This window comes from Corynebacterium freiburgense, assembly GCF_030408815.1.
In the GTDB taxonomy this organism is placed as follows: domain Bacteria; phylum Actinomycetota; class Actinomycetes; order Mycobacteriales; family Mycobacteriaceae; genus Corynebacterium; species Corynebacterium freiburgense.
The window spans coordinates 1,719,741-1,742,451 of the sequence record NZ_CP047355.1 but is presented as its reverse complement, the minus strand read 5'-3'; the positions used below and the strand labels follow the sequence as shown (position 1 = coordinate 1,742,451).

Below are 22,711 nucleotides of genomic sequence, written 5' to 3'. Positions count from 1 at the left end.
AAATACAGACTTTAGTTGTTTAGGCTAACCCAACTTAGGTGTAGGTTGGTTGTATACATTGTGATACGTCTCTTTGGTGTTCTCGCTTGAACAACTTTTGGGTGCGACGCCATCCGATTTGAAGAAAGTACTAGACCAATGAACATGACATTAGCCTCGAGTCCGCTCGGTAAAGATATGATTCTAGATCCTATCGATCATCCGATGAAGAGAAGGCTTTCGGAGTTAGGCATTCGGGAAGGCGTCAGAGTGAAAGTCACCCAGCGCACAAGTGGTGGCGGCAGGGTTATCGATATTGATCACACCCGATATGCCGTGGATGCCCGTACAGCCGCATCATTAGCGGTACGCCCAGTTGAGGAGGATCGATAATGGCTACGCTTACCTCCTGCCACTCATCCGGCCACGGGCATAGGATTGAAGGTGCTCCAGTTATTGCTCTGGTAGGCGCACCCAACGGTGGAAAATCAACGCTATTTAATGGACTTACTGGGGCGAAGGCCCATATGGGAAACTGGCCCGGTACCACCGTGGAGGTGAGCCGAGGCGCATGGCGTGTTGGTGAAACCACCTATGATGTCATTGATTTTCCAGGCGCATATTCACTCGATCCTGCGAGCCCAGATGAAGAGCTCACTAGAAACCTTGTCATTGATACTGATGAGCGTCCTGATGCCGTTATTATTGCCGTTGATGCCGCGAGTTTAAGCCGTGGTTTGTATATGGTTTCGCAATTGGCAGAGCATGATTTCCGGTTGCTTGTGGTTATTACTAAATCGGATGTGGCGGAATCGCAAGGTGTCACGATTGATACTCAAGCGTTATCTGCGGCTTTAGGCGTTCCAGTAGTGGAGGTGGATCCGCGTCGTCGTTCCAATATTGCGGCGGTTGGTGATGCGATTGAGCAAATCATGAAAACTGAGCCACAGCGGCGTCGAATAGCACAGCATACGGACGAATTCGAGCTTGCTGATGAGCGTTTTGGATGGATTGAACATGCGGTGGCCAAGGCAACTACCCGTGGTGCAAGCTCCCGAAGTTTCACCGAGCGTATCGACGCCGTGGCTCTCCATCCTGTGCTTGGCCCGTTGCTATTCCTTGCGGCGATGTGGGTGGTATTCCAGATCACCACTACGGTCGCGGCCCCATTCCAAGACGGCCTGGATGCATTGTTTGCGGGGCCGGTTAGCGATGCGGTTCGCGGTTGGTTAGAGCCATTTCCGCCATTAGTTACTGGCCTCATTGTGGACGGGCTTATTGGCGGTGTGGGTATGGTATTGACTTTTGCGCCACTTATGGCCCTGATGTTTTTATGCTTGGCCTTTTTAGAAGACTCTGGCTATATGTCCCGCGCTGCGGTAGTAACAGACCGTCTTATGAAAGCCATTGGGCTACCAGGCAAGGCGTTTATCCCACTTATCGTCGGCTTCGGTTGCAATGTTCCCGCGATTTCGGCAACACGTGTCCTGGCTGAACCAAGGCAACGGCTGCTCACTGCGTTGCTGATTCCATTTACTTCATGCTCGGCCCGGCTCACAGTGTATGTGATGCTGGCTGCGACATTTTTCCCGGATAATGCGGGCACAGTGGTTTTTGCTATGTATGTTATTTCGATTGCTTTGGTGGTACTTACTGGTTTCTGCCTTCGGCACACCCTATGGCGTCGGATGGGGACCGAACCACTAGTTATCGATCTTCCCGTCTACCAGATTCCCGGGGCCCGCTTGGCGTTTTCCGTAATGTGGGTTCGTCTGAAAGGATTTTTACAAACTGCTGGTGGGATTATTGTAGCCACGGTAGTAGTGGTGTTTGTGCTTCAATCAACACCAATGACTGATGGCTATAGCTTTGGGGATGAGAATCTTCCTCCGAAAGAAAGCGCTTATGGTGTTATGAGTGATACGGTGGCGCCTATTTTCGCTCCCGCAGGTTTTGGGTCATGGTCTATTGCCGGAACACTGGTAACGGGTTTTGTGGCAAAAGAGGCGGTGATTTCCTCCTGGGCGCAAACCTATAAATTGGAAGATGTTACGGACGCCTCCCCCGAGGAGCAAGGCAAATCCGCGTTATCCAACGCGATCCGAGAGGATTTTAATACCGCATCTGGTGGTCATGGTTTGGCTGCGGTGTGGGCATTTATGGTGTTTTTGCTTGCTTACACGCCATGCGTAGCTACATTAGCGGCTCAACGCAGAGAAATCGGCTTGAAGTGGACGATCTATGGCGTAATCCTGCAATTAGTGGCGGCATGGGTGTTGGCGGTATTGGTATTCCAGGTATTAAGCCTATGGTTGTAGGTGGTATCCATGACTACCAGCCCGTTACGTGCTGTGCGTGCATCGTTTCTTGGTGGTGCGCTTACTGTTGCTGAAATTGCCCGAGATACCGGTTTAACTCGTTCTACCGTGAGTGCCGCATTGGAACACCTTGAGCGAATTGGGCAGGTTCGGCGGCGTCGAGAAGCGCTTGCGTGCAGTGGAAGCTGCAGTGGCTGCACCGAGGATGAGTGTGGTACCACTGGTGGCCTTGTTACCTTGACCTTGTTGCCGTCCCCGCCACAAGGTCGTGGAATAATAGCAGGTAATGACTGAACCGAAATTTGATCACGTAACTCCCACCACGGGTGAGCTTGATCTTGAAGCACGCTCAAGCCTGCGCCGTTTAACCCGTGGTGCACAAACCCATACCACCGAACAAACAGACGGATATGACGTTGAATATCGGAAACTCCGTCTGGAGCGCGTGGTGTTGGTAGGTATGTGGACTGAAGGCAGCGCGGCCGAAATTGAAGCAAACCTGGATGAACTTGCAGCGCTAGCGGAAACCGCAGGTGCAGAAGTTGTAGAAACCATTTATCAAAAGCGAGATCGGCCCGACCCAGGTACCTATATTGGTTCCGGTAAGGTTCGGGAGCTAAAAGATATTGTGGTGGCATCCGGTGCAGATACCGTTGTTTGTGATGGTGAATTGAGCCCCGGCCAAATGATTGCATTAGAAAAAGCGCTCGATGTCAAGGTTATTGATAGAACCATGTTGATCTTGGATATTTTTGCCCAACACGCAAAATCCAAAGAAGGCAAGGCGCAAGTATCATTGGCGCAAATGGAGTATTTGATTACCAGGGTGCGTGGTTGGGGCGGTAGCCTCTCTAGGCAGGCTGGTGGTCGCGCCGGGTCAAATGGTGGCGTTGGGTTGCGTGGACCAGGTGAAACGAAAATCGAAGCGGATCGGCGTCGGTTACGTTCTGATATGGCGAAAATTCGCAAAGAACTACAATCTATGAAGACCTCCCGTGAAATTAAACGGGCACAACGAAGGTCATCGACAGTGCCGCAAATTGCCATTGCGGGATATACTAATGCCGGAAAATCTTCGCTTATTAACGCCATGACCGGCGCGGGTGTACTGGTGGAAGACGCACTCTTTGCCACCCTAGACCCAACAACACGCCGTGCAGAACTCGCTGATGGGCGTGCAGTAGTATTTACCGACACCGTAGGATTTGTTCGCCACCTGCCGACTCAACTTGTAGAAGCTTTCCGTTCTACCCTTGAAGAAGTAGTGGAAGCGGACCTTGTGCTTCATGTTGTGGATGGCTCGGACCCATTTCCGCTAAAACAAATCACCGCAGTAAATTCCGTGATTACAGATATTGTTCGGGAACTACAGGTGCCAGCACCACCAGAATTAATTGTGGTGAATAAAGTGGATATTGCTGATCCACTGACCCTTGCGGAATTACGCCACGCGTTGGATGATCCGGTTTTTGTTTCTGCCCGCACTGGCGAAGGAATTCCAGAGCTAGAGGCGCGCATCGAACTATTTTTAAATTCCCTCGATGCCCATATTCAAATTCTTGTTCCATATATTCGGGGCGATATAGTGGCCCGAGTACACGAATACGGCACGGTGCTCAACGAAACATATGAGACTGAAGGCACAAAAATGGATGTTCGATTGCCGCAACCCCTGGCAGCGGAGCTTTCACCATTCGTGATTTCCTGAAATGACGGTGCACGACCGATAATGAGTGTTCGTGAGTACATCATGGGGTTGGACCGTCCACGGTGACGGCAAAACGATACAGCCAGGTGCAGTTGTAGCACCCGAAGAACGACTCAGCTGGAGCCGCACCATAGGCATTGGTATGCAGCATGTTATCGCCATGTTTGGCGCAACATTGTTGGTACCAACCCTGACAGGATTCCCGGTCAACACCACACTGCTATTTTCGGGCGTGGGAACAATGCTGTTCCTACTTATCACCCGCAACCGACTGCCTTCGTATCTAGGCAGTTCTTTCGCTTTTATTGCACCACTGGTGGCTACCCAATCCGAAGGTATTGCCGTGCAATTAGGTGGTGTTGTGATTGCTGGTGCGGTGCTTATGGCAGTCGGGTTCCTGGTGAAAATTATGGGCCGTAGCATTATCGACGCCGTGATGCCACCCGCCGTAACCGGTGCCATCGTTACACTTATCGGGCTCAACCTAGCGCCAGTAGCCGCAACTTCCTATGCCGCACAACCACTCGTAGCCACAATCACAATGGTAAGTATCCTTGTAGCTACTGTGGCAGGGCGAGGCATGGTAGCCAGATTAGGGATTCTTATTGGCGTTATTATCGGCTGGGTGTTTGCAGCCCTGACTAATAATCTTGCAGCAGGAGCCGCAGATACCGTACGCAATGCCGCATGGCTTGGTGTACCAGAATTCCACACACCACAATTCCAACTCTCCGCCATCCTGGTCACGCTACCGGTGGTAATTGTCCTTATTGCTGAAAACGTAGGACACGTTAAAGCCGTATCTGCCATGACACAAAGAAATATGGACGATCTTGCAGGAGACGCCCTGATTGCCGACGGTTTTGCAACCTCACTCGCAGGTGGCTTTGGTGGTTCTGGTACCACAACCTATGCCGAAAACATCGGTGTAATGGCGGCCACCAAAGTCTATTCCACTGCCGCTTACTGGGTTGCCGCAATTACCGCAGTTGCTCTGGCTTTCATTCCCAAATTCGGGGCGCTTATTTTCACTATTCCGCAAGGCGTACTTGGCGGAGCCACGCTCGTACTTTATGGGCTTATTGGAATGCTCGGCGTGCGTATATGGCAAGACAATAACGTCAATTTTAATAATCCCGTAAATCTCACAGCAGCTGCCGTGGCGCTTATCGCAGGTATTGGAAACCTTACTTTAACGGTATTTGGTGTGGAACTCGAAGGCATTGCATGGGGGTCAGCCGGAATTATTATTATCTACCCAATACTCAAATGGCTCTATGAAAAAGTCGGGGAGGGCCAACAAACCGGTCTAGCCTAAAACGCAAAAGTAAAACCGCCGCGAGTAACACTACGAGCGGCGGTTTTCATTTGTGAACTGCAGGAAGGCTTAAGCGTCCAAATCTTGTTCAATCAAAGAAGCAATTTTCTCTACAGCTTCGGCATTGTCTGAAGTGACTACAACCTGGGCGCCTTTTTCTGCGCCAAGAGCCATAATCATCATTGAAGAAGCGGCTTCAGCAGGGTCTTCATCATCTTCTTCCCCAACCAGGGCGAGGAAAATATCCTCGTCATACTCCGAGGCTGCTTCCGCAATGATAGCTGCCGGGCGAGCGTGAAGGCCTACAGCAGAGCCTACAGTCACAGTTTTAGATGCCATGTGAGGGTCCTTTCTTTGGAGGTGGCGCTATGTCCAACTTTACGGAACCGTTGTGGTTTCCGCTAGGTTTTTTCAAAAAACTATTTTTGGTTATGTCCGATTCGCAGCGGGTGCTTTGTGTGCGAATTGTTTAAGCCCAATGACTGCTAGAGCGGAAATAAGCGACCCAACCAAAATCGCAACAATCCAAGCCCAAGCTGGGTCGATCGCAAACAGTACGAATACACCACCGTGGGGAGCACGAGAACCAATTCCGAATGCCATGGAAATGGCGCCAGTAGCAGCACCGCCAACCATCATGGCAGGAATTACACGGAATGGGTCAGCAGCAGCAAACGGGATTGCACCTTCGGAAATAAACGAAAGCCCAAGCAGCCATGCTGATTTGCCGTTTTCCTGCTCGGCAGGAGTGAATAAACGTGGGCGAATAAAGGTGGCAATAGACAATGCAATTGGAGGAACCATACCGGCTGCCATAACAGCTGCCATAATCTTTAACGCCGCTGGGTCAGGGCTGGAAAGACCTGCGGTAGCAAAGAGATATGCAGCCTTATTGACCGGCCCGCCCAAATCAAAACACATCATCAGGCCGAGAATAATGCCAAGCAATACTGCGGAAGATCCGGACATTGATTCAAGCCAAGAAGTAAGCCCTTCCAGTACCGCGGCCAGGGGCCGTCCAAGGAATAAGTACATGGACAAACCGACAATAAGGGAAGAAAGCAATGGAATAATCGCCACAGGCATAAGCGAAGCGATTACGCGAGGAACCTTCCATGAAGCAATCCACCAAGAGACAAAACCAGCGAGAATACCGGTAACCAAGCCGCCGATAAAACCAGCGCCAACAGCAACAGAAATTGCGCCGCCAACAAATCCAGGGGCAATACCCGGACGGCCAGCCAGAGCGTAGGCAATATAGCCAGAAAGTGCAGGTACAATAAAGCCCATTGCCGCCTGGCCCGTAGCAAATAAAACGGCGCCGAAATATAAGGCGAAGCCACCACGATCAAAGGTCATGCCATTGACCTCATGATCTGGGAGATTAGTCAATGAATGGTTGGCTACGATGTCTTCCCAACCATTAGCCATATCGTAGCCCCCGATAAGAAAGCCGAGTGCCAATAATAGACCACCTGCCGCAACGAATGGGATCATATACGAAACCCCGGTCATTACGGCTTGCTGGATGCGCTTGCCCCAGCTTAATTGGGAGGCTGATGAATCTTCGTTCCCAGTCGCTGCTGCGGAACCAGAAACTCGGCGAGCATTTGGATTTTTTGCAGCCGCCAATGCTTCCGAAATCATAGCTTTGGGTTCATTAATGGCGCGTTTTACCCCAGATTCAATTACAGGCTTACCGGAAAAACGCTCGCGGTCCTTAACACCTACATCAGTAGCGAAAATGACTGCGTCTGCCGCTGCAATTACATCGCTGGCCAGGGGTGTTACGGATGAAGAACCTTGTGTCTCCACTACCAATTCAACCCCGTCCATTTCGGCCGCAGTTTGTGTTAAGGAATCAGCAGCCATATAGGTGTGAGCAATTCCCGTAGGACAAGCGGTAATCGCCACTATGCGGGTTAGGGCCGCGTTGGAGGCTGGTGAATCTTGCTCAGGTGGGGAAGTCGTTGTTGTTCGCTTTTTTGTCTTATTGAGTACTTCATCAACTAAAGCAACAATCTCTTCATTGCTTTTTGCGTCTCGAAGTGCCTGGATAAAGTCTTTACGAACCAGCGCTCGAGCCAATGCGGACAAGATTTTTAAGTGAGCTTTTCCGCCACCCTCTGGTGCGGCAATCAGAAAAACAAGGTTGGCATCGCCATCGGGCCCGCCGAAATCAACAGGATTCGAAAGCCGCGCAAATGCAAGCGTTGGTTCATTAACGGCAGAAGAACGACAGTGAGGGATTGCTACTCCACCAGGAACCCCTGTGGGGGACTTGGCTTCACGAATGCGGGCATCCTCCGCTAAAACCTCAGGATTGGTAGTGCGGCCAGCCGAAGCAACGGATTCTGCAAGTCGGCCAATGACAGCCGGGGGTGTATCGCCAAAATCGGCATCAAGTGTGACGAGCGAGGGCGTAATAATGCTCATAATTGGGTCCTCCTAAAACGAGAGGGTTTGGGATATTGTGTCGGCAAAATTCACATCATGTGGGGACGGGATTACGGTGCCTGGCAAGGACGCAGCGGCAGCGCCATAGGCAACGGCTTTTTCTAGAGCTTCAAGAAACGAGCAGCCAAGCATGGTTCTGCTTAGTACATATGAAGCAAGCGTGCTGTCGCCCGCTCCAACAGTTGAAACACAGGTAATTGGAGGGGGATAGGCTTGAAAAGCACCTTCAGCAGTCACTAGTACTGCACCAGCAGCACCAAGTGTGACAAGTACCTCGGCAATGCCACGTTCGACGACCCTCCGAGCTGCGGCCACAATGGGCTCAAAGTTTCCCCGTGCCGCGGCATCTTCAAGTGCCTGACCATCAATGCCAAGCATCTGCCCCAATTCCTCGCCGTTCGGCTTAATGATGTCGGGAGCAATTCCACTATCCAAGCCGGCATAAAGAGCTCGCAGTGGAGCGTCAGAGGTATCGATAGCGATTGGGATATTTGGAACAGCCTCCCGCAATAATGCGGTCAATGTGACATACCAATCAACAGGAATGCCTTGAGGTAGAGAACCCGCGAGTACGATTGCATGTGCACGGGGGGCGGCGTCGAGAAGCGAATCCTGGAGTGCGCGGAGGTCGTGAGCTGAAAGAGTTGGTCCGGGACCATTGAGTTTTGTGGTTTCACCGGTGGGGCTAGTCACAGTGGTGTTTGTACGCACTGTGCCAGCAATCGGGGTTGCTAGATACGGTAAAGCTTGCTGTTTAACGAGACGCAAAAACGGGTCATTGGTGCCACACGGAAACACTGCAAGCGTTTCCACATTTGCATTTACACAGGCTTGGGAAACATTAATACCCTTACCACCAGCAACACTGGACACGCTTTCGGCACGTTGCACGGTACCGGGCCGCAATGTTTCTGGAAGAACAAGGGTTTGGTCAATACTGGGATTTGGGGTGAGGGTGAGGATCACGGTTGGACCACCTCAATTTTGTGGGAGCGGAGAAGAGAGAGGAATTTAGGTGAAGCGTTGGAATCGGTAACCACGATGTCAATATCGTCAAGGTCTGCAAATGTGACCAGGAAATCCTGGTTAAACTTTGAGGAATCACACAGAACCACAACTTGTGAAGCTTGGCGCACCATCGCTTGTTTTACCGCAGCCGCTGTGGGGTCTGGGGTGGAAAGTCCATGCTGAGCAGAAATGGCATTGGTACCTAGAAACGCAATATCTGCGCGCAAAGAATCAAGTGTTTGTACCGCTTGTTGCCCGATTACGGCACGAGTAAACGTGCGCATTGGGCCGCCGAGCAGATTTATACCCGGAACTCCTGCAATAGAAAGTGTCATTGCGGCAGGCAAGGAGTTTGTAACGACCGTCCAACGTTGATCACGATAATGCTGAGTCATAGCTGCTGCAAACGCTGCTGTAGTGGTTCCAGCATCCAAAAACATACTGCCTGAGGTGGCCGGAAGTAGCCGCAGTGCGGCATGTGCAATAGCCTTCTTTTCGGGTGCATAACGCAAAAAAGCTTGCGCAAAGCTGGGTTCCTGAGCTGCAGGTTCATTATGTTGAAGAGGGGCCACCGCACCACCATGAACACGATGAACAAGGTTATCGGCTTCTAATGCTTTAAGATCACGCCTGATTGTTTCTTGGGTCACATCAAAACGAAGTGCGAGTTCTGCCACGCTTGAATGCCCATGGGTCGCCGTTGTATTGGCAATTTCCGAACGGCGCTGTGCAACTGTGAACATGCTCACCTCCAAGTGTGCTTTGGAAAACCAACATATCGGAACATTTTTGGTGTGGGAATATCCGATTTATTGGAAAACCCTTGATAGCTACGTTGATTTTTGTGGCTTCTATTTCTGTTTACGCCCACTAGTGTGGGTTTGTCAACATTGAAATGTCTGATTGGTTACGGACGTGTTGGGAAAATGATGTTAGGCTAGGAAAGATAATGCAAGTGACGAGCATGGTAGGGAAAAGCAAAAGTGACTAAAGACACAGTTTTTAAGGGCACTGCGGTTGTGCCCGGTGTGAGCTACGCCGAAGCAGTGTGGATCCGTCCCCGACCACAACTTCCACAAGCTGGCGCAGTTGTTGCAGAATCGGAACGTGAAGCCGAATTTGAACGCTTCCTAAAAGCGGCTGATACAGTTGCCGATCGCCTCACCGAACGTTCCAATGCTGCTGTCGGTGCGGCAAGTGAAGTGCTTGCTGCAACAGCGGGAATGGTGCGAGATCGTGGTTGGCGAAAAGCCGTAAAAAAGGGCATTACAGGTGGGCATCCAGCGGATTATGCGATTGTAACCGCAACAACAAAATTCATTACCCAATTTGAAGCAGTGGGCGGCGTGATGGCTGAGCGGGTCACAGATCTCCGTGATATCCGCGACCGTGTTATTGCTGAACTTCGTGGTGAAGAGGAACCTGGTCTGCCTCAAGTCACTGGCGAGGTAGTGCTTTTTGCAGACGATCTATCACCAGCCGACACCGCAGCATTAGATACCACTCGCTTTACCGCTCTTGTAACTGAACTGGGCGGCCCCACAAGCCATACCGCCATTATTGCCCGCCAGCTAAATGTGCCATGTATCGTGGCCGCAGGCGAGAAAATTAAAAGCATTCAGCCGGGCGAAATGGTCATGGTTGATGGTGCTTTGGGAACTATCACACTTAATGCGGATCCGGAAGTGGCCAAAACAGCGGTTTCCGAATCCAAGCTTATGGCGGCCCGAGTAGCGCAATGGCGTGGACCGGGTAAAACGAAAGATGGCCATCCAGTTCAGCTCCTAGCGAATGTGCAGGACGGAAATGCTGCTCGGGCAGCAAATGCTAGTGAAGCAGAGGGAATTGGATTATTCCGAACGGAAATATGCTTCCTTTCAGCAACAACTGAGCCGAGTGTAGAAGAACAAGCAGCCGTATACCGCAAAGTACTTGAGGCATTTCCAGAGTCGAAGGTGGTCGTACGCTCGCTCGACGCAGGCTCGGACAAGCCTGTCGCGTTTGCCAATATGGCTGATGAGATGAACCCTGCCCTTGGTGTTCGAGGCCTTCGTGTGGCTCGTGCGAATGAACCATTGCTGACTCGTCAACTCGATGCAATTGCACTTGCAGTAAAAGAATCTAATAGAAGCGAAGATGCCCCGATCTGGGTAATGGCACCAATGGTTGCCACTGCTCGGGAAGCACAATGGTTCGCTGGTCTTTGTGAAGAACGTGGACTCATTGCCGGAGCAATGATTGAAGTGCCAGCGGCAGCGCTGATGGCAGACAAGATTATGCCGCATCTTTCGTTTGTTTCCATTGGTACAAACGATCTCACGCAATACACCATGGCCGCTGACCGTATGTCGCCACAACTGGCATACCTTACTGATCCATGGCAACCAGCAGTGCTTAGGCTCATCGCGCACACGTGTAAGGAAGGAGAACGTTTTGACACTGCTGTAGGTGTTTGTGGCGAAGCTGCAGCAGACCCACTACTTGCTTGCGTACTTACTGGCCTTGGAGTCAAGTCTCTCTCCGCAGCAAGCGCTGCCATTGCAGGTGTGGGCGCTCAATTAGCAGCAGTCGACTTGGAAACCTGCAAACAAGCAGCCGAAGCTGCACTTAACTCTGAGGGAGCAACCGAGGCTCGCGCGGCGGTACGAGAAATCATCCAACCGAAATAACGCGTAAGCATTCAACTTCCAGGTTTTAAGCCCCCAAACCCACTTTTCTTGAGGTTTGGAGGGCTAGGCGTTGGTTTGGGTGCACTTGATGTAGTTGTTTTTTGGGACCAGGGGTTTGTTGTCGCTGGTTTCCCTGGCGGGTGGGGGTGGTTTGCCAGAGTTTTTGGGATGGGTGGGCTGGTTTTTGGGGTGTTTGAGCCGCTTTAGCTGGGGTTTGGCTGGTTTTGCCGGCGGGTGGGCTGGTTTTGCCAAGGTATTCGCTGGTTTCCCCGGGCGTTTGATAGGCCCATCCTATTGAACTAGTGATGTTTTTATTGCTAATGTCGCAGATTCCATAAAACAGGCCCGTTCCGGTGGGATTTGTGACAACAGCCCATATTGCACACAACCGTTGACCTGGGGTTTGTCACAGATTCCATAAAAACAACGAAAAAAATGGAATCTGTGACAGGATCCCTACCTATCGTGTCACAAATTCCATAAAAACAACGAAAAAAATGGAATCTGTGACAACCCGCCCAACCAGCAGCCTAAAAAGACCGGCCGGCGCCCAAAGATCAAACATTTCCCAACCAGATCCAACGAAATCCCATGTAACCGGACGCACACAACCAAACCACCGGCCACAACACCCATAAAAACGAGCCCTGAGCAAGTTGTTCCCCAGGCCACCCCTGGTGAAATCTGTGACAGCATGACCAGACCAGCTTCAAGTCCCAGTGCAACCCAACAAACGGGGAGCAGTTCACATTGTGGGTTTAGCCATTATGGGTTAGCGCAGCCGAGAATATTGTACTGATTCGAGACGAAGTAAATTCGGCGTAGGAATAAAATTGTCCCATTCGCTTCCTTGAGCATGGCTATATGCTAGAGCGGTAGAAATCCGAGCTTCTGCAGTGACATTTTTCGCAGCTGCGAGTAAATAACCAGCTAAAAAGCTTTCTTTATAGTGAATACTTTGGTGCCCAGGCTGGCCATCAATTCGGCAATTCCATGCACCGTCACGATTGACCAACAGTGCGTAGTTGCGCGAACATTGGATCAGTATTTCTGGAACGTCCGAGGAAAAGAGTTCATCTACAGTGGCAAGGATCGTGGCGTCATTGGCTTCTGCCAGTGATGTTGAAGTCAGGTCTTCAAGATCACTGAGACTGAGTGCAAATGTGTGTGGATGTGCGACAGCCAATTGTCGGACAAGCGCTTGTATTGCCGCGCCTTCAGTTGAAACGACCACCTTAACAGTCGGATGGTAGAGAGCCAATGCTCGAATAACCTCGACATACCAGGCGGCGGTAGCACTATCGGGTAAAGGACCCCCAAGAAGAACCCATTGGGCTTTTTCAGCTAAAGTCACAGTGAGATCCCGCAACAGTGCTAACTGACTCGGATCAAGGGGCATAGGTGGATCTTTGAGAATAGTGGTACCACCGATCGGGTCTGTTAACGTAAAGTGCATTTGAATGGGACCTGGTACAGGAATAATTTGGTGTGGGGTACCAGTTACCGCCATCAATCGCATATAGTGGCTAATTTCAGGCGCTGGGAACACAGCGAGTACATCGTTTCCGGCTCGATACAGTGTGTGTGCAACATTGACACCAACGCCACCAGGAACTGTGGCGATATCGCTTAAGTTGCAAACTTGATTCGGCCCCAATTCATGTGACGAATTTGCTGTACGATCAAGGGAGGGGACGGGGGTAAGGGTAAGTATCATTCGGCTAAAACTACCTGAATTTCTCGATCTCGAAGTGAATTTACAAAGGATTCAGGTGCGCCTGCATCGGTAATTACGACGTCGATATCGTCAACTCCTGCGAAACTTACTAAATAATCGCACCCCATTTTGGTGGAATCGCACAGCACAATTACTTTATTTGCATTTGTAATCATGGCGCGTTTTACAGCTGCTTCTTGAGAGTCTGCTGTAGAAAGACCGTGATCCAACGTCAGTGCATTTGTTCCGATAAACGCAACATCAGCACGCATTAATGCTAGTGTACGTAGCGCGGTATCTCCCACTACTGCCTGGGTAATTGCTCGTACGCTGCCGCCCAGAAGTTGAACCTCTTCCAGTCCGGAGGAGGCGAGCTGCATAGCAATAGGGAGACAGTTTGTAACAATTGACCATTGTTTGGCATTTGGCCGGTCAGCAATGAGTTCAGCTAGTGCCGCAAGCGTTGTACCAGCGTCAAGGAACATGCCACCTTGTGGTTCTGGGAGGAATTCTAAAGCGGCGCGCGCAATGGCGGATTTCGCAGTCGAGGCGGATTTTGCTCTCGCATCTACGGTAAATTCTGTGGTTTGAAAATTCTGACTTGCTACGGCGCCTCCATGGACGCGATGAACTGAACCTTCAGAATCTAAAACGGCGAGGTCGCGACGAATGGTTTCTGCGGTGACGTCGAAACGAGCAGCCAATTCGGTGACGTTAACGCGTCCTTCTACAGCAGTGAGTGATGCAATTTGGCGTCTGCGCTCTTCGGCGTACATGCAAAACCTCAATTCGGAAAATCAACGTGGGTTTTATGCCCGTTTCTTCGACTAAGTTTCGCACGAAGTGAAGCCCAAATGGGCATTCGGAGACCAAATTCGGATAAAAACCCACAAATGTGGGGGTAATTTAGCCTCCGGATGCCCGATTATTAGATTTTCCGAATCAAGGAAACGACAATGCCAAGAATTTCTGCTTCTTCGCCCGAGATCGGTGAGAAAGCGTCATTATGTGGCAAAAGCCAAACTCCAGTGGAATCCTTGTGGAATTCTTTGACGGTGGCTTCACCATCAATCATTGCGGCTACAAACTGGCCTTGCTCGGCTACAGGTTGGGAGCGTAAAACGACCCAGTCGCCGTCGAGAATGCCAGCATCTTTCATTGATTCGCCAATAACTTGGAGCATAAATAAGTCGCCGTCACCTACGATTGATGAAGGCATAGGGAAGTAGTCTTCGACGTTTTCCTCGGCGAGAATTGGGCTACCCGCAGCGATGGTCCCCACAACCGGAATAAATTGTGCCTCGTTTGTCTCTTCCTCGTAGGGGTTTTCCATATCCTTTGGACGTGGTTTTGGCCCAGCCTTTGGAGGAACAGCGCCTGGGAGATGCCGAACATCTACGGCGCGAGGTTTATTTGGATCGCGGCGTAAAAAGCCTTTCTTTTCGAGTTCGCGAAGTTGGTAAGCAACAGAAGAAGTAGATTGCAACCCAGCGGCGTCTCCAATTTCGCGAATGCTTGGTGGATAGCCGCGCAGCACAACAGCGTCACGGATGACCTCAAGGATTCGACGTTGCCTATCGGACAAAGAAGACATATCAAGCTTTGGTTGCTTGTTGGTCATAGGGATCAACTCCAATTGGGGAAGTAGTGGGGAATGGGGGAGAGCCCCCATGTGTGACGAAATGTTGGATAGTAAAACGGTGAGCACTAGGTGTCACCTTGAGTGAGGTATTAGACAAACTCAAACTGCAACCTCTTGCTAATTCAGCGTACCTCAAAAAATCGCGAGTTTGGTCGCCTGTTCGAAAAATTCAGGAGATTGCTAAATACGCTTATGTTCGTGAAAATTCATACAGAATATGTATTCTAATTAGAACAAATAAGCGGTCCGCTGTAGTTCAGTTGCTATGTGTAAGTAATATTGCATGCTACTTAAATGTGAAGGCCCAATGTCTCGAAACTGATTTTTGGCAGTATGCTGGCATTATACTCATTCTAAAGGGGGTGGAAAAGGTGGGTGTTGTGGGTATTGAGAAATGTTCTAGAATGTGTTTCTTTAATGGTATGTCAAACATTGTTCGAACGTTTGGCTCGCAAAAATCGACGCTTGATTCAAACTAGCTAAGTTCTTCGCAAGTTCGAATTAATACTGCGCGTAATCTAGTTGCAGACCACCTTTCTTCGGTCGATATAGTGTTCGATATAATAATTGCAGCCAATGGAGATGCTGAGGAATTCCCATTATTAAAATGCAATAGAATAGCAATTGTGCAGGTTTATTCGTGCCATAGTTGATTGGTGACAATCTAATGCTTAACGAACAAAGGGCGTTAAGATAGGAACGTTCCAAGATAAACGTGGTCGGCTTAAGGCGAAAGGGTTCGGAATGCATTGTCCGTTCTGCCAACAACGTGGCTCCCGCGTGATTGATAGTCGTGTAATTGATTCCGGATCGGCCATCCGGAGACGGCGCGAATGCGTGGAGTGTAATGGCCGTTTTACCACTGTTGAAAAGGCAGTTTTGCTGGTGGTTAAGCGTAATGGGGTTACGGAACCGTTTAGCCGTGAGAAGGTGATTACGGGCGTGCGTAGGGCGTGCCAGGGGCGTGATGTGTCTGATGACGCCTTAAAGCGTCTCGCGCAGGAGGTTGAGGAAGCTGTGCGTGCGCATGGGAGTTCTCAGGTAAATGCAAATGAAATCGGGCTGGCGATTCTTGAACCATTGCGCGAGCTGGACGAAGTGGGATATTTACGGTTCGCTTCTGTGTACAAGTCATTTGAAAGCGCGGATGACTTTGAATCCGAAATTCGTCTGATGCGTAGGCGCGCTAGGCAAGAATAATCGTCCATGGTGGATGCTTGGATTAGTGGAGCAGGCATCCGCGGTGGACTCTTTAATGCAGCTTATCTACTGCTTTTTCGATTCTCCGTACGGAAATGGGGTGTGCGGTACCGAGTCGTTGGGCAAATAGGCTGACGCGGAGTTCTTCAATCATCCATCGAATATCTTTTACTGCACGGCTTTTCTCACGCCCTGTGGGGAGTTTCTTTAATTTCGTTTCTAGGTAATTGGTGGCTGCTGTTATGGAATCCTGAAGGTCGGCATCATGATCGGGATCAAGGTCGAGGTTTTCTAGGCGAACGACCATTGCAGCGAGGTAGCGGCGTAGGTGTTGGAGGCGTTGGATACCGTGGATGCTTATCGCATGTGGTGGCAAAAGGAAGTCAAGTTGTTGTTGCATATCGTCAATGGATTCGCCAGTCCATTGGGAAAGCTCATCACGGAGATTTAGGTAATCTACCAGCGCAGGGGCGATTGTTACCACACTCTGCCGGACTAGCCGAGGCACATTCGGTGCGACTTTTTCTTTCAAACGTTTGAATTCTTCGGGGCTTCGCACCGGTCCGCCAGCTTCGAGCATTGCGTCACGAATCGCTGCTACGCGGGCATCTTCAACCAATCCTTTAACCCCTCCATGGGGGTAATTTTCTAAGGCTACGCGCTGCTGCAATGGCAGTCCATTCGACATATTTTTCACATTGACGGTGATTTCGCGCATCAGCATGGTAAGAGTTGCGGTCATCATCGCGGCGTCGGCAGCCGCCTTTGTGGGAAGGACTTGTATCGAGAAACCTTGTGGGGTAGCTACCAGCGCGGGGTAGGTGACTACTTGCTGGCCGTCGACGGTGGAAATGATTTCCTCTTGGATCATGCCCAAGGTTTCATTGGTCCACTGCGTTGCGACGTCGCTTTCGCTGGAGCGTGCTACTTGGCTTACGGAGGCCCGGATTTTGCCTGCTTGTCGGTCGCGGAGTGCAGCCAGGTTTTTATCGTGGTCGATTATCGTCCCGCGTTTATCGATTGCGGCGAAGGTAATACGCAGGTGGTTGGGGAGGGCGTCGAAACGGAAGTCGGATGCCTGGATACCGGATCCACCAATGGCACGGAGTTGATCGGAGAGTTGTTCGGCCAGTGAACCATGATATGGATGGAGTCCCCCAATGGCGCGTTTGGCGAATTCTTGTGCGGGCACTACCGATCGGCGGAGTGCTTTGGGGAGGGTACGAATAAGTGCGGAGATTAATTCAAGTCGGAGTCCAGGGACGAGCCATTCGAAATCTGTATCGTTGACACTGGCGAGTAAGGGTACAGGTATTCGTAATGTAACTCCGTCGAATTCATGGCCCGGTTCAAAGCGGTAGTCGAGCTCATATTCCAGACTGCCTTGTCGCCATACATCAGGAAAAGCATCTTCGGAAACGGCTTCGGCTTCTGGGTTAATAAGGGCTTCGGGGTCGAAATCCAAAAGATGCGGGTTTTGTTTTTGGTGTCGTTTCCACCAGCGATCGAAGTGGCGGCCAGTGGTGATATTTTCAGGTAGACGGCTATCGTAGAAATTAAAAAGCGTGTCTTCATCGACCACAATATCGCGGCGTCGTGCCTTATTTTCCAGGGTTCCTGCGGCGGTGAGTTTTTCCCGATTTTTGTGGAAAAACGAATGATGCGTATTCCAATCACCCTCCACAAGGGCATGACGGATAAATAGATCGCGGGCTGCCGCGGCGTCGATACGGTGATATGAAACCCTGCGCTCGGCAATAATGGTAACGCCGTAGAGCGTTGACTTTTGGTATGCCATTGCGGCGGTCCGGGACGATGACCAGTGCGGTTCCGAGTACTGGTGTTTGAGCAGTGCGGCGGCAATATGTTCTACCCATGCGGGGTCGATTTGTGCCACATCACGTGCCCAGAGTTTTGACGTCTCCACAAGTTCCGCCGCCATAACGAATTGCGGTGGTTTTTTAGCAAGGCTCGATCCGGGGAATACCATGAATTTTGTGCCGCGGGCCCCGTGAAACTCTTTCGAATCGGATATCCGTGAACCAATATGCGAAAGCAATCCAGAAAGTAGAGCCTGGTGAATAGCATCCGGATTTGGCTCGGTAGCTACATCTTCAGCGCGGCTCCACCCAAGATCTGCAGTAATTCCGCGAAGTTGACGAACTAAATCCCACCAATCCCGAATTCGCATATAGTGCAGAAATTCCTTATTGATGCGCTTTCGGAAGGCATTTCCAGAAAGCTCACTACGTGTTTTCTGGATATAATCCCATAGCTTTACATAGGAGAGGAAATCACTGCCTTCTACCTTAAATCGGGCATGAGCTTGATCTGCTTGCGCCTGGAAATCTAGTGGACGTTCCCGAACATCTTGAATAGTTAGTGCAGCCACGATAATCGTTACCGCATCTAAACACCCCAGATCATGTGCGGCAATTAGCATTCTAGCCATGCGTGGGTCAACGGGGATTCGTGAGAGTGTTTGCCCGGTGTCAGTGAGTGTAATCTCCTGGGCATTGGTATTTTCTTCCAATGCGCCGAGTTCGTGGAGTAGTAATAATCCGTCTCGGATTGCGCGATAGTCCGGGGGTTGCACAAAAGGAAACTCCGTAATATCCCCGAGTTTTAATGCCGCCATATGTAATATGACACTGGCAAGGTTAGTGCGCAAGATTTCCGGATCTGTAAATTCCGGGCGAGAAAGAAAGTCTTCTTCGGAGTACAAGCGGATTGCTATACCATCGGCAATACGTCCACAACGACCCGAACGTTGATTGGCGCTAGCTTGAGAAATCGGTTCGATTGGAAGACGCTGGACTTTTGTTCGGGCCGAATACCGTGAAATTCGGGCGGTGCCAGTATCCACAACATAATGGATGCCAGGGACAGTCAGGGATGTTTCTGCAATATTTGTAGCCAAGACTATACGGCGACCTGAATGTGGTGCGAATACTCTGTGCTGCTCTTCATTGGATAACCGGCCGAACAAAGGGGTGACCTCTACACCCCGCCATTTTCGCGCTTCAATGATTTCCATTGCATCACGAATATCACGTTCACCGGGGAAGAAGCATAAAATATCGCCGGGCCCTTCAGCAAAGAGTTCTTCGATTGCCAAGCACAATCCGTCTAACGGATCGATATCTACGAGTTTGCCTTGGACTTCCTGTTGCAGTGGGCGGTAACGGATTTCCACTGGGTATGTCCGTCCGGAAACTTCAATAATTGGTGCGGGTACCCCATTAGCGTCGGCGAAATGTTTGGCAAAACGCTCAGGGTCGATTGTTGCTGAAGTAATAATGACCTTTAAGTCCGGGCGCTTTGGCAAAATCTGTTTAATATATCCAAGCAAAAAGTCGATATTAAGACTGCGTTCGTGTGCTTCGTCGATAATAAGCGTGTCATAGCCATAAAGGTAGCGATCCCGCTGCATCTCCGTAAGCAAAATGCCGTCGGTCATAAGTTTGACTGCTGTTGTAGGGGAGACCCGATCATCGAAACGAATCGCATACCCTACGGATTCCCCAACACTTTGTCCGAGTTCCTCGGCGAGTCGTTCAGCGACGGTACGTGCGGCAAGACGTCGAGGCTGTGTGTGCCCAATACGTCCCCAAACCCCATAGCCAAGTTCCAAACAGATTTTTGGGATCTGCGTTGTTTTCCCAGAACCAGTTTCACCGGCGATAATAACTACTTGGTGGTCACGAATTGCTTCAGCTATATCGTTCCGGCGGGCGGTCACTGGCAAATGTTCCGGGTACGAAATCTCCGGGATTTTCGACGCCCGGGACGCTAACGCTACCCGCGCCGCATGTATGTCCGCAGCAATAGCTGCGAGTGCACGAGGGGACCGTGCCTTGGAAAGCCGACGGCGGAATGCGCGGGCGTCGACAAGCGAAACATGATCGATGAGGCGATAGAGTTCGCGCTTTGTAGGGGATGATCCAGCTGAAGTAGACATAACTGGGCCAATACTTTACTCGGTAACTTGGCTTTTCAGGAAATAGACGAAAGCCAGCGTTGCTACACTTTTAAAGCATGAAAGAACTTCGAGTAATCCCCGAAAACCACACCCCAACTATACGAGTGAGCAATACTGCAGAAGTCGAAGTGGCAGCCGATCGGGCGGTGCTTGATATTGAAGTGAGCGTGAATATCCGCGAGCAAAAGTCTGCTTTTTCAAAAACTACTAATGTTGATAAAGTGCGTGCGGTACTCGGCACTATTCAACATTTACGGGCCAGTGGCGAGACCATAGAAAAATTTGCCAACTATAAAGACAAAACAAAAACAGAGTGGAAATGCTCCTATATCGTTGAAGGACTTGATGAACCACAGGTACAACAGGAACTTCAAGAAGTGCTATCACGCTTAGTTGGTATTGAAGGCTGCTGTATAACTGGCCCGCAATGGCAATTATCTTCTAAAAAACAAGCAGAAGCCCACACTGCCGCACAGAAAATGGCACTAGAAAATGCGATGGAAAATGCGAACGAACTTGCGCAATTACTCGATTGTCGTATTGATCGTGTTATACAAGTGGATAGCAGCGAGACCGCAATCAATGCGGAAATGACGGCTATGCCCGTGGCAGCAACTTTTCAGGAAGGAAAGAGCCGTAGCCTTCCCGGAAAAGCACTAGATATCAATGTTGCCCCAGCATGTATTACAACGACCGGAAGTATTACACTCATTCTTGCATTGACTGCACGGTAAAAAATAACATTTACGTTACAGATTTTGATAGAGAGAATTAAGTCTTTAATTTGAAAACGTTTATAAGATAAAATTTCTTAGGTAGGTGAATTTTAGTAATTTATTGCGCCTAAGGAAGGGTTGAGACCATGTCTAATTTGCCTCCATTCTCAAACGGGCCAGAGCGCGGTGGCGAAAATCCATACAACAATGAAAATCCATACGGAAACGAGCCTGATTGGAATTCGGGCCCTGGCCAAGTGCGGCTCGTGCAAGGTGATGGCAAACCAGACATTAAAAAATCAATTGGATTTGGGTTCCGGGCAGTGATGGATGACCCTGGCGTGTGGTTGCTTGTAGCATTCCTATTGATCATGGCTTCTGCTGTGCTTGGATTTATTATCAGTATGGTTCAATTATTATTGGTAACCCTTTTCAGCGGAGACCTATCAAGCGCATCAAATCCTAGTGGTTTAGGCCAAGTATTCCAGAATTTTTGTAACACATTCATCGGTTTGGTGTTCTCTGCATATCTTATTAATGCTGCGCTGCAAAAAATGAATGGACAAACGCCCACGCTGTCTTCCGCTGCTGCGAACATCAACTATAAAAACCTTATTTTGGTTTCGTTGATTAACGCAGCAATCTTAGTTCTGGTACTGCTGCCGGTAGTCATTTTTGGCTATGAAGCACCCGCTCAGGCTGCCACCGAATTCCAAATCTCACCGAGGATGTTGGTAGTCTTTTTCTCGTCGGCAATAATTTCCCTATTAATTGCTCCATTCTTGATATTTCCTCTGTATTTCCTCATTGATGGAAATAATGATGTAGGTGATTGCTTCCGTAGGAGCTTTGAGCTTGGTAAATACCACTATCTAACCCTGCTTCTGTTTGCATTTATGCAGTTTCTAATCATTATTATTGGTTTTTTGGCTTGTTGTATAGGTTTGATTTTTGCCACACCAGTAAATGTACTTGCAAATGCATTTATGTTTAGAAAGCTGACGGGGCGAACACATCCGGAGTTTTAACAGGCACTGAGGCTGGTTGATTCCTATCCCCGATACCACCAAAAAAGCGTAAGGAGCAGCAAACGCTGCTCCTTTTTATATAAGCCATTATTTAGCTAATAGAAAAATAAAAACGAGCAGAAGGTCTGGTGTAGAGGTACTAGGATGATATTGCATTTAAAAATTTAAAAAGGCGATTCGTTGGCGGGTAAACAATGCAGGAGGTATCAACATGAGCGATGAGGAACAGTCAGAGGTAGCTGCGGAAACACGAGCGGATATTACGAGGTTCGCGCTGACTCCGCTTGGGGCGTTACGATTTGGTGTTAGTCGAACACTTGAAAATGCCAGCCTATGGCTAGTTTTTTCGGTGTGCTTGGTGTTGGTTTTGCTCGCTGCTTTTGTTGTGGGAGTTTCTCTAGCGTTTAGCACCTATGATCCTGCTGGTATTGAACCGAGTGCCGGGGAAACCAATATTTGGTGGTTGGTGGTTTTAGGGGTGTTTCCCGGGATTATAAGTGTCGCAATTACCGTAGTATTTGGTAATGCTGCTTTGCGTGAAGCTCAAGACCTTGCCCCGAGGCTTCACACTTTACACAGTGCAACCTCATTTGCCCCGGCAATTGGGGTTGCTTGCGTACGGTACGCAATTTTTGCGATGTTACAGCTAGCAGTACTCGCTTTTAATGGGCTTAACACCATAGCACTGACTCAATTAGCGATCTTGGTCATTTGGATTCTCGCTGAACCGGTGCTTGGTTACAGCATTTACTTTGCGCTTGAAGGTAAATATGGATTTATTGGAAGCCTTGTTCGGGGATGGAAATTCGGGATGGCGCATTATCTAATACTTCTGCAATACGGCATTCTCGCTGTGCTTGCGTTATATATAGCGGCTCTTCCGTGTTACTTAGGTTTGATTATTGTATTACCAGCGGCCATGATAGGACATGCTCGGCTGTATAAAGTACTGGCATAATTACAGATAAA

At 49.7% G+C, this 22,711-nt stretch carries 18 protein-coding genes; 10 read left to right on the top strand and 8 right to left on the bottom strand.

The genetic code is table 11. The features are described 5' to 3' along the window. The first annotated feature begins 144 nt into the window (after window positions 1-144). Genes CFREI_RS07870 through CFREI_RS07850 form a run of 5 tightly spaced genes read left to right on the top strand, consistent with a single transcriptional unit; the run spans window position 145 to window position 5,323 of the window. Window positions 145-372: a FeoA family protein gene (locus CFREI_RS07870; RefSeq protein ID WP_035111809.1), complete on the top strand. Its 228-nt coding sequence runs from the start codon at window positions 145-147 to the stop codon at window positions 370-372. Further along, a complete protein-coding gene (gene feoB, locus CFREI_RS07865) occupies window positions 372-2,297 on the top strand; it encodes a ferrous iron transport protein B (RefSeq protein WP_051255832.1) in 1,926 nt (641 codons plus the stop codon). Before CFREI_RS07870 ends, feoB begins: the two co-directional genes overlap by 1 nt. 9 nt (window positions 2,298-2,306) lie before the next feature. Next, a complete protein-coding gene (locus CFREI_RS07860) occupies window positions 2,307-2,591 on the top strand; it encodes a helix-turn-helix transcriptional regulator (RefSeq protein WP_035111433.1) in 285 nt (94 codons plus the stop codon). Further along, window positions 2,584-4,005, top strand: coding sequence for a GTPase HflX (hflX, locus tag CFREI_RS07855; protein WP_084170663.1), 1,422 nt, complete (start codon window positions 2,584-2,586; stop codon window positions 4,003-4,005). The genes CFREI_RS07860 and hflX overlap by 8 nt, the downstream gene beginning before the upstream one ends. Before the next feature lie 31 nt (window positions 4,006-4,036). Next, on the top strand, window positions 4,037-5,323 hold the full coding sequence (locus CFREI_RS07850) for a uracil-xanthine permease family protein (RefSeq protein ID WP_420834526.1): 1,287 nt from the start codon (window positions 4,037-4,039) through the stop codon (window positions 5,321-5,323). 69 nt (window positions 5,324-5,392) lie between these two features. Here the strand turns inward: CFREI_RS07850 and CFREI_RS07845 are convergent, their stop codons facing one another. From CFREI_RS07845 to CFREI_RS07830, 4 genes are all read right to left on the bottom strand, one after another. After that, window positions 5,393-5,662 (bottom strand): HPr family phosphocarrier protein, encoded by a 270-nt coding sequence (locus CFREI_RS07845; protein ID WP_027012142.1) that lies wholly within the window; start codon window positions 5,660-5,662, stop codon window positions 5,393-5,395. Between the two features lie 90 nt (window positions 5,663-5,752). Next, window positions 5,753-7,759, bottom strand: coding sequence for a PTS fructose transporter subunit IIABC (locus CFREI_RS07840; RefSeq protein WP_035111436.1), 2,007 nt, complete (start codon window positions 7,757-7,759; stop codon window positions 5,753-5,755). A gap of 12 nt (window positions 7,760-7,771) precedes the next feature. Next, window positions 7,772-8,746, bottom strand: a complete 975-nt coding sequence (locus CFREI_RS07835; protein ID WP_027012144.1) for a 1-phosphofructokinase family hexose kinase — start codon at window positions 8,744-8,746, stop codon at window positions 7,772-7,774. Continuing rightward, window positions 8,743-9,531: a DeoR/GlpR family DNA-binding transcription regulator gene (locus CFREI_RS07830; protein WP_027012145.1), complete on the bottom strand. Its 789-nt coding sequence runs from the start codon at window positions 9,529-9,531 to the stop codon at window positions 8,743-8,745. The genes CFREI_RS07835 and CFREI_RS07830 overlap by 4 nt, the downstream gene beginning before the upstream one ends. A 240-nt stretch (window positions 9,532-9,771) precedes the next feature. Between CFREI_RS07830 and ptsP the strand changes: the two genes are divergently transcribed. Then, on the top strand, window positions 9,772-11,457 hold the full coding sequence (ptsP, locus tag CFREI_RS07825) for a phosphoenolpyruvate--protein phosphotransferase (RefSeq protein ID WP_027012146.1): 1,686 nt from the start codon (window positions 9,772-9,774) through the stop codon (window positions 11,455-11,457). 772 nt (window positions 11,458-12,229) lie between these two features. Here the strand turns inward: ptsP and CFREI_RS07820 are convergent. From CFREI_RS07820 to lexA, 3 genes are all read right to left on the bottom strand, one after another. Continuing rightward, window positions 12,230-13,174, bottom strand: a complete 945-nt coding sequence (locus tag CFREI_RS07820; protein WP_027012148.1) for a PfkB family carbohydrate kinase — start codon at window positions 13,172-13,174, stop codon at window positions 12,230-12,232. After that, entirely contained in the window at window positions 13,171-13,950 is a 780-nt protein-coding gene (gene sugR / locus CFREI_RS07815; RefSeq protein WP_027012149.1) for a transcriptional regulator SugR, read from the bottom strand. Before sugR ends, CFREI_RS07820 begins: the two co-directional genes overlap by 4 nt. Before the next feature lie 152 nt (window positions 13,951-14,102). Continuing rightward, window positions 14,103-14,795: a transcriptional repressor LexA gene (gene lexA, locus CFREI_RS07810; RefSeq protein WP_027012150.1), complete on the bottom strand. Its 693-nt coding sequence runs from the start codon at window positions 14,793-14,795 to the stop codon at window positions 14,103-14,105. A 765-nt stretch (window positions 14,796-15,560) separates the two neighbouring features. On the opposite strand from lexA, the gene nrdR reads away from it, so the two are divergent. Next, window positions 15,561-16,016 carry a transcriptional regulator NrdR gene (gene nrdR / locus CFREI_RS07805; protein WP_027012152.1) on the top strand — a complete coding sequence of 152 codons (456 nt, stop codon included), beginning with the start codon at window positions 15,561-15,563 and terminating at the stop codon, window positions 16,014-16,016. A 52-nt stretch (window positions 16,017-16,068) separates the two neighbouring features. Here nrdR and hrpA read toward each other — a convergent pair whose 3' ends face one another. After that, window positions 16,069-19,977 carry an ATP-dependent RNA helicase HrpA gene (gene hrpA, locus CFREI_RS07800; protein WP_027012153.1) on the bottom strand — a complete coding sequence of 1,303 codons (3,909 nt, stop codon included), beginning with the start codon at window positions 19,975-19,977 and terminating at the stop codon, window positions 16,069-16,071. A gap of 77 nt (window positions 19,978-20,054) precedes the next feature. Between hrpA and CFREI_RS07795 the strand changes: the two genes are divergently transcribed. From CFREI_RS07795 to CFREI_RS07785, 3 genes are all read left to right on the top strand, one after another. Next, a complete protein-coding gene (locus tag CFREI_RS07795; protein ID WP_027012154.1) occupies window positions 20,055-20,732 on the top strand; it encodes an SIMPL domain-containing protein in 678 nt (225 codons plus the stop codon). Window positions 20,733-20,860: 128 nt separating this feature from the next. Then, entirely contained in the window at window positions 20,861-21,742 is an 882-nt protein-coding gene (locus tag CFREI_RS07790) for a hypothetical protein (protein WP_027012155.1), read from the top strand. A 211-nt stretch (window positions 21,743-21,953) separates the two neighbouring features. Then, entirely contained in the window at window positions 21,954-22,700 is a 747-nt protein-coding gene (locus tag CFREI_RS07785; protein ID WP_027012156.1) for a hypothetical protein, read from the top strand. The last annotated feature ends 11 nt before the right edge of the window (window positions 22,701-22,711 follow it).

Coding starts and splice junctions, on each gene's coding strand:
- sugR (WP_027012149.1), bottom strand. CDS start 13,950: ATGTACGCCGAAGAGCGCAGACGCCAAATTGCATCACTCACTGCTGTA.
- CFREI_RS07790 (WP_027012155.1), top strand. CDS start 20,861: ATGTCTAATTTGCCTCCATTCTCAAACGGGCCAGAGCGCGGTGGCGAA.
- CFREI_RS07860 (WP_035111433.1), top strand. CDS start 2,307: ATGACTACCAGCCCGTTACGTGCTGTGCGTGCATCGTTTCTTGGTGGT.
- CFREI_RS07870 (WP_035111809.1), top strand. CDS start 145: ATGACATTAGCCTCGAGTCCGCTCGGTAAAGATATGATTCTAGATCCT.
- hflX (WP_084170663.1), top strand. CDS start 2,584: ATGACTGAACCGAAATTTGATCACGTAACTCCCACCACGGGTGAGCTT.
- hrpA (WP_027012153.1), bottom strand. CDS start 19,977: ATGTCTACTTCAGCTGGATCATCCCCTACAAAGCGCGAACTCTATCGC.
- CFREI_RS07820 (WP_027012148.1), bottom strand. CDS start 13,174: ATGATACTTACCCTTACCCCCGTCCCCTCCCTTGATCGTACAGCAAAT.
- feoB (WP_051255832.1), top strand. CDS start 372: ATGGCTACGCTTACCTCCTGCCACTCATCCGGCCACGGGCATAGGATT.
- CFREI_RS07840 (WP_035111436.1), bottom strand. CDS start 7,759: ATGAGCATTATTACGCCCTCGCTCGTCACACTTGATGCCGATTTTGGC.
- CFREI_RS07795 (WP_027012154.1), top strand. CDS start 20,055: ATGAAAGAACTTCGAGTAATCCCCGAAAACCACACCCCAACTATACGA.
- lexA (WP_027012150.1), bottom strand. CDS start 14,795: ATGACCAACAAGCAACCAAAGCTTGATATGTCTTCTTTGTCCGATAGG.
- nrdR (WP_027012152.1), top strand. CDS start 15,561: ATGCATTGTCCGTTCTGCCAACAACGTGGCTCCCGCGTGATTGATAGT.
- CFREI_RS07785 (WP_027012156.1), top strand. CDS start 21,954: ATGAGCGATGAGGAACAGTCAGAGGTAGCTGCGGAAACACGAGCGGAT.
- CFREI_RS07830 (WP_027012145.1), bottom strand. CDS start 9,531: ATGTTCACAGTTGCACAGCGCCGTTCGGAAATTGCCAATACAACGGCG.
- CFREI_RS07845 (WP_027012142.1), bottom strand. CDS start 5,662: ATGGCATCTAAAACTGTGACTGTAGGCTCTGCTGTAGGCCTTCACGCT.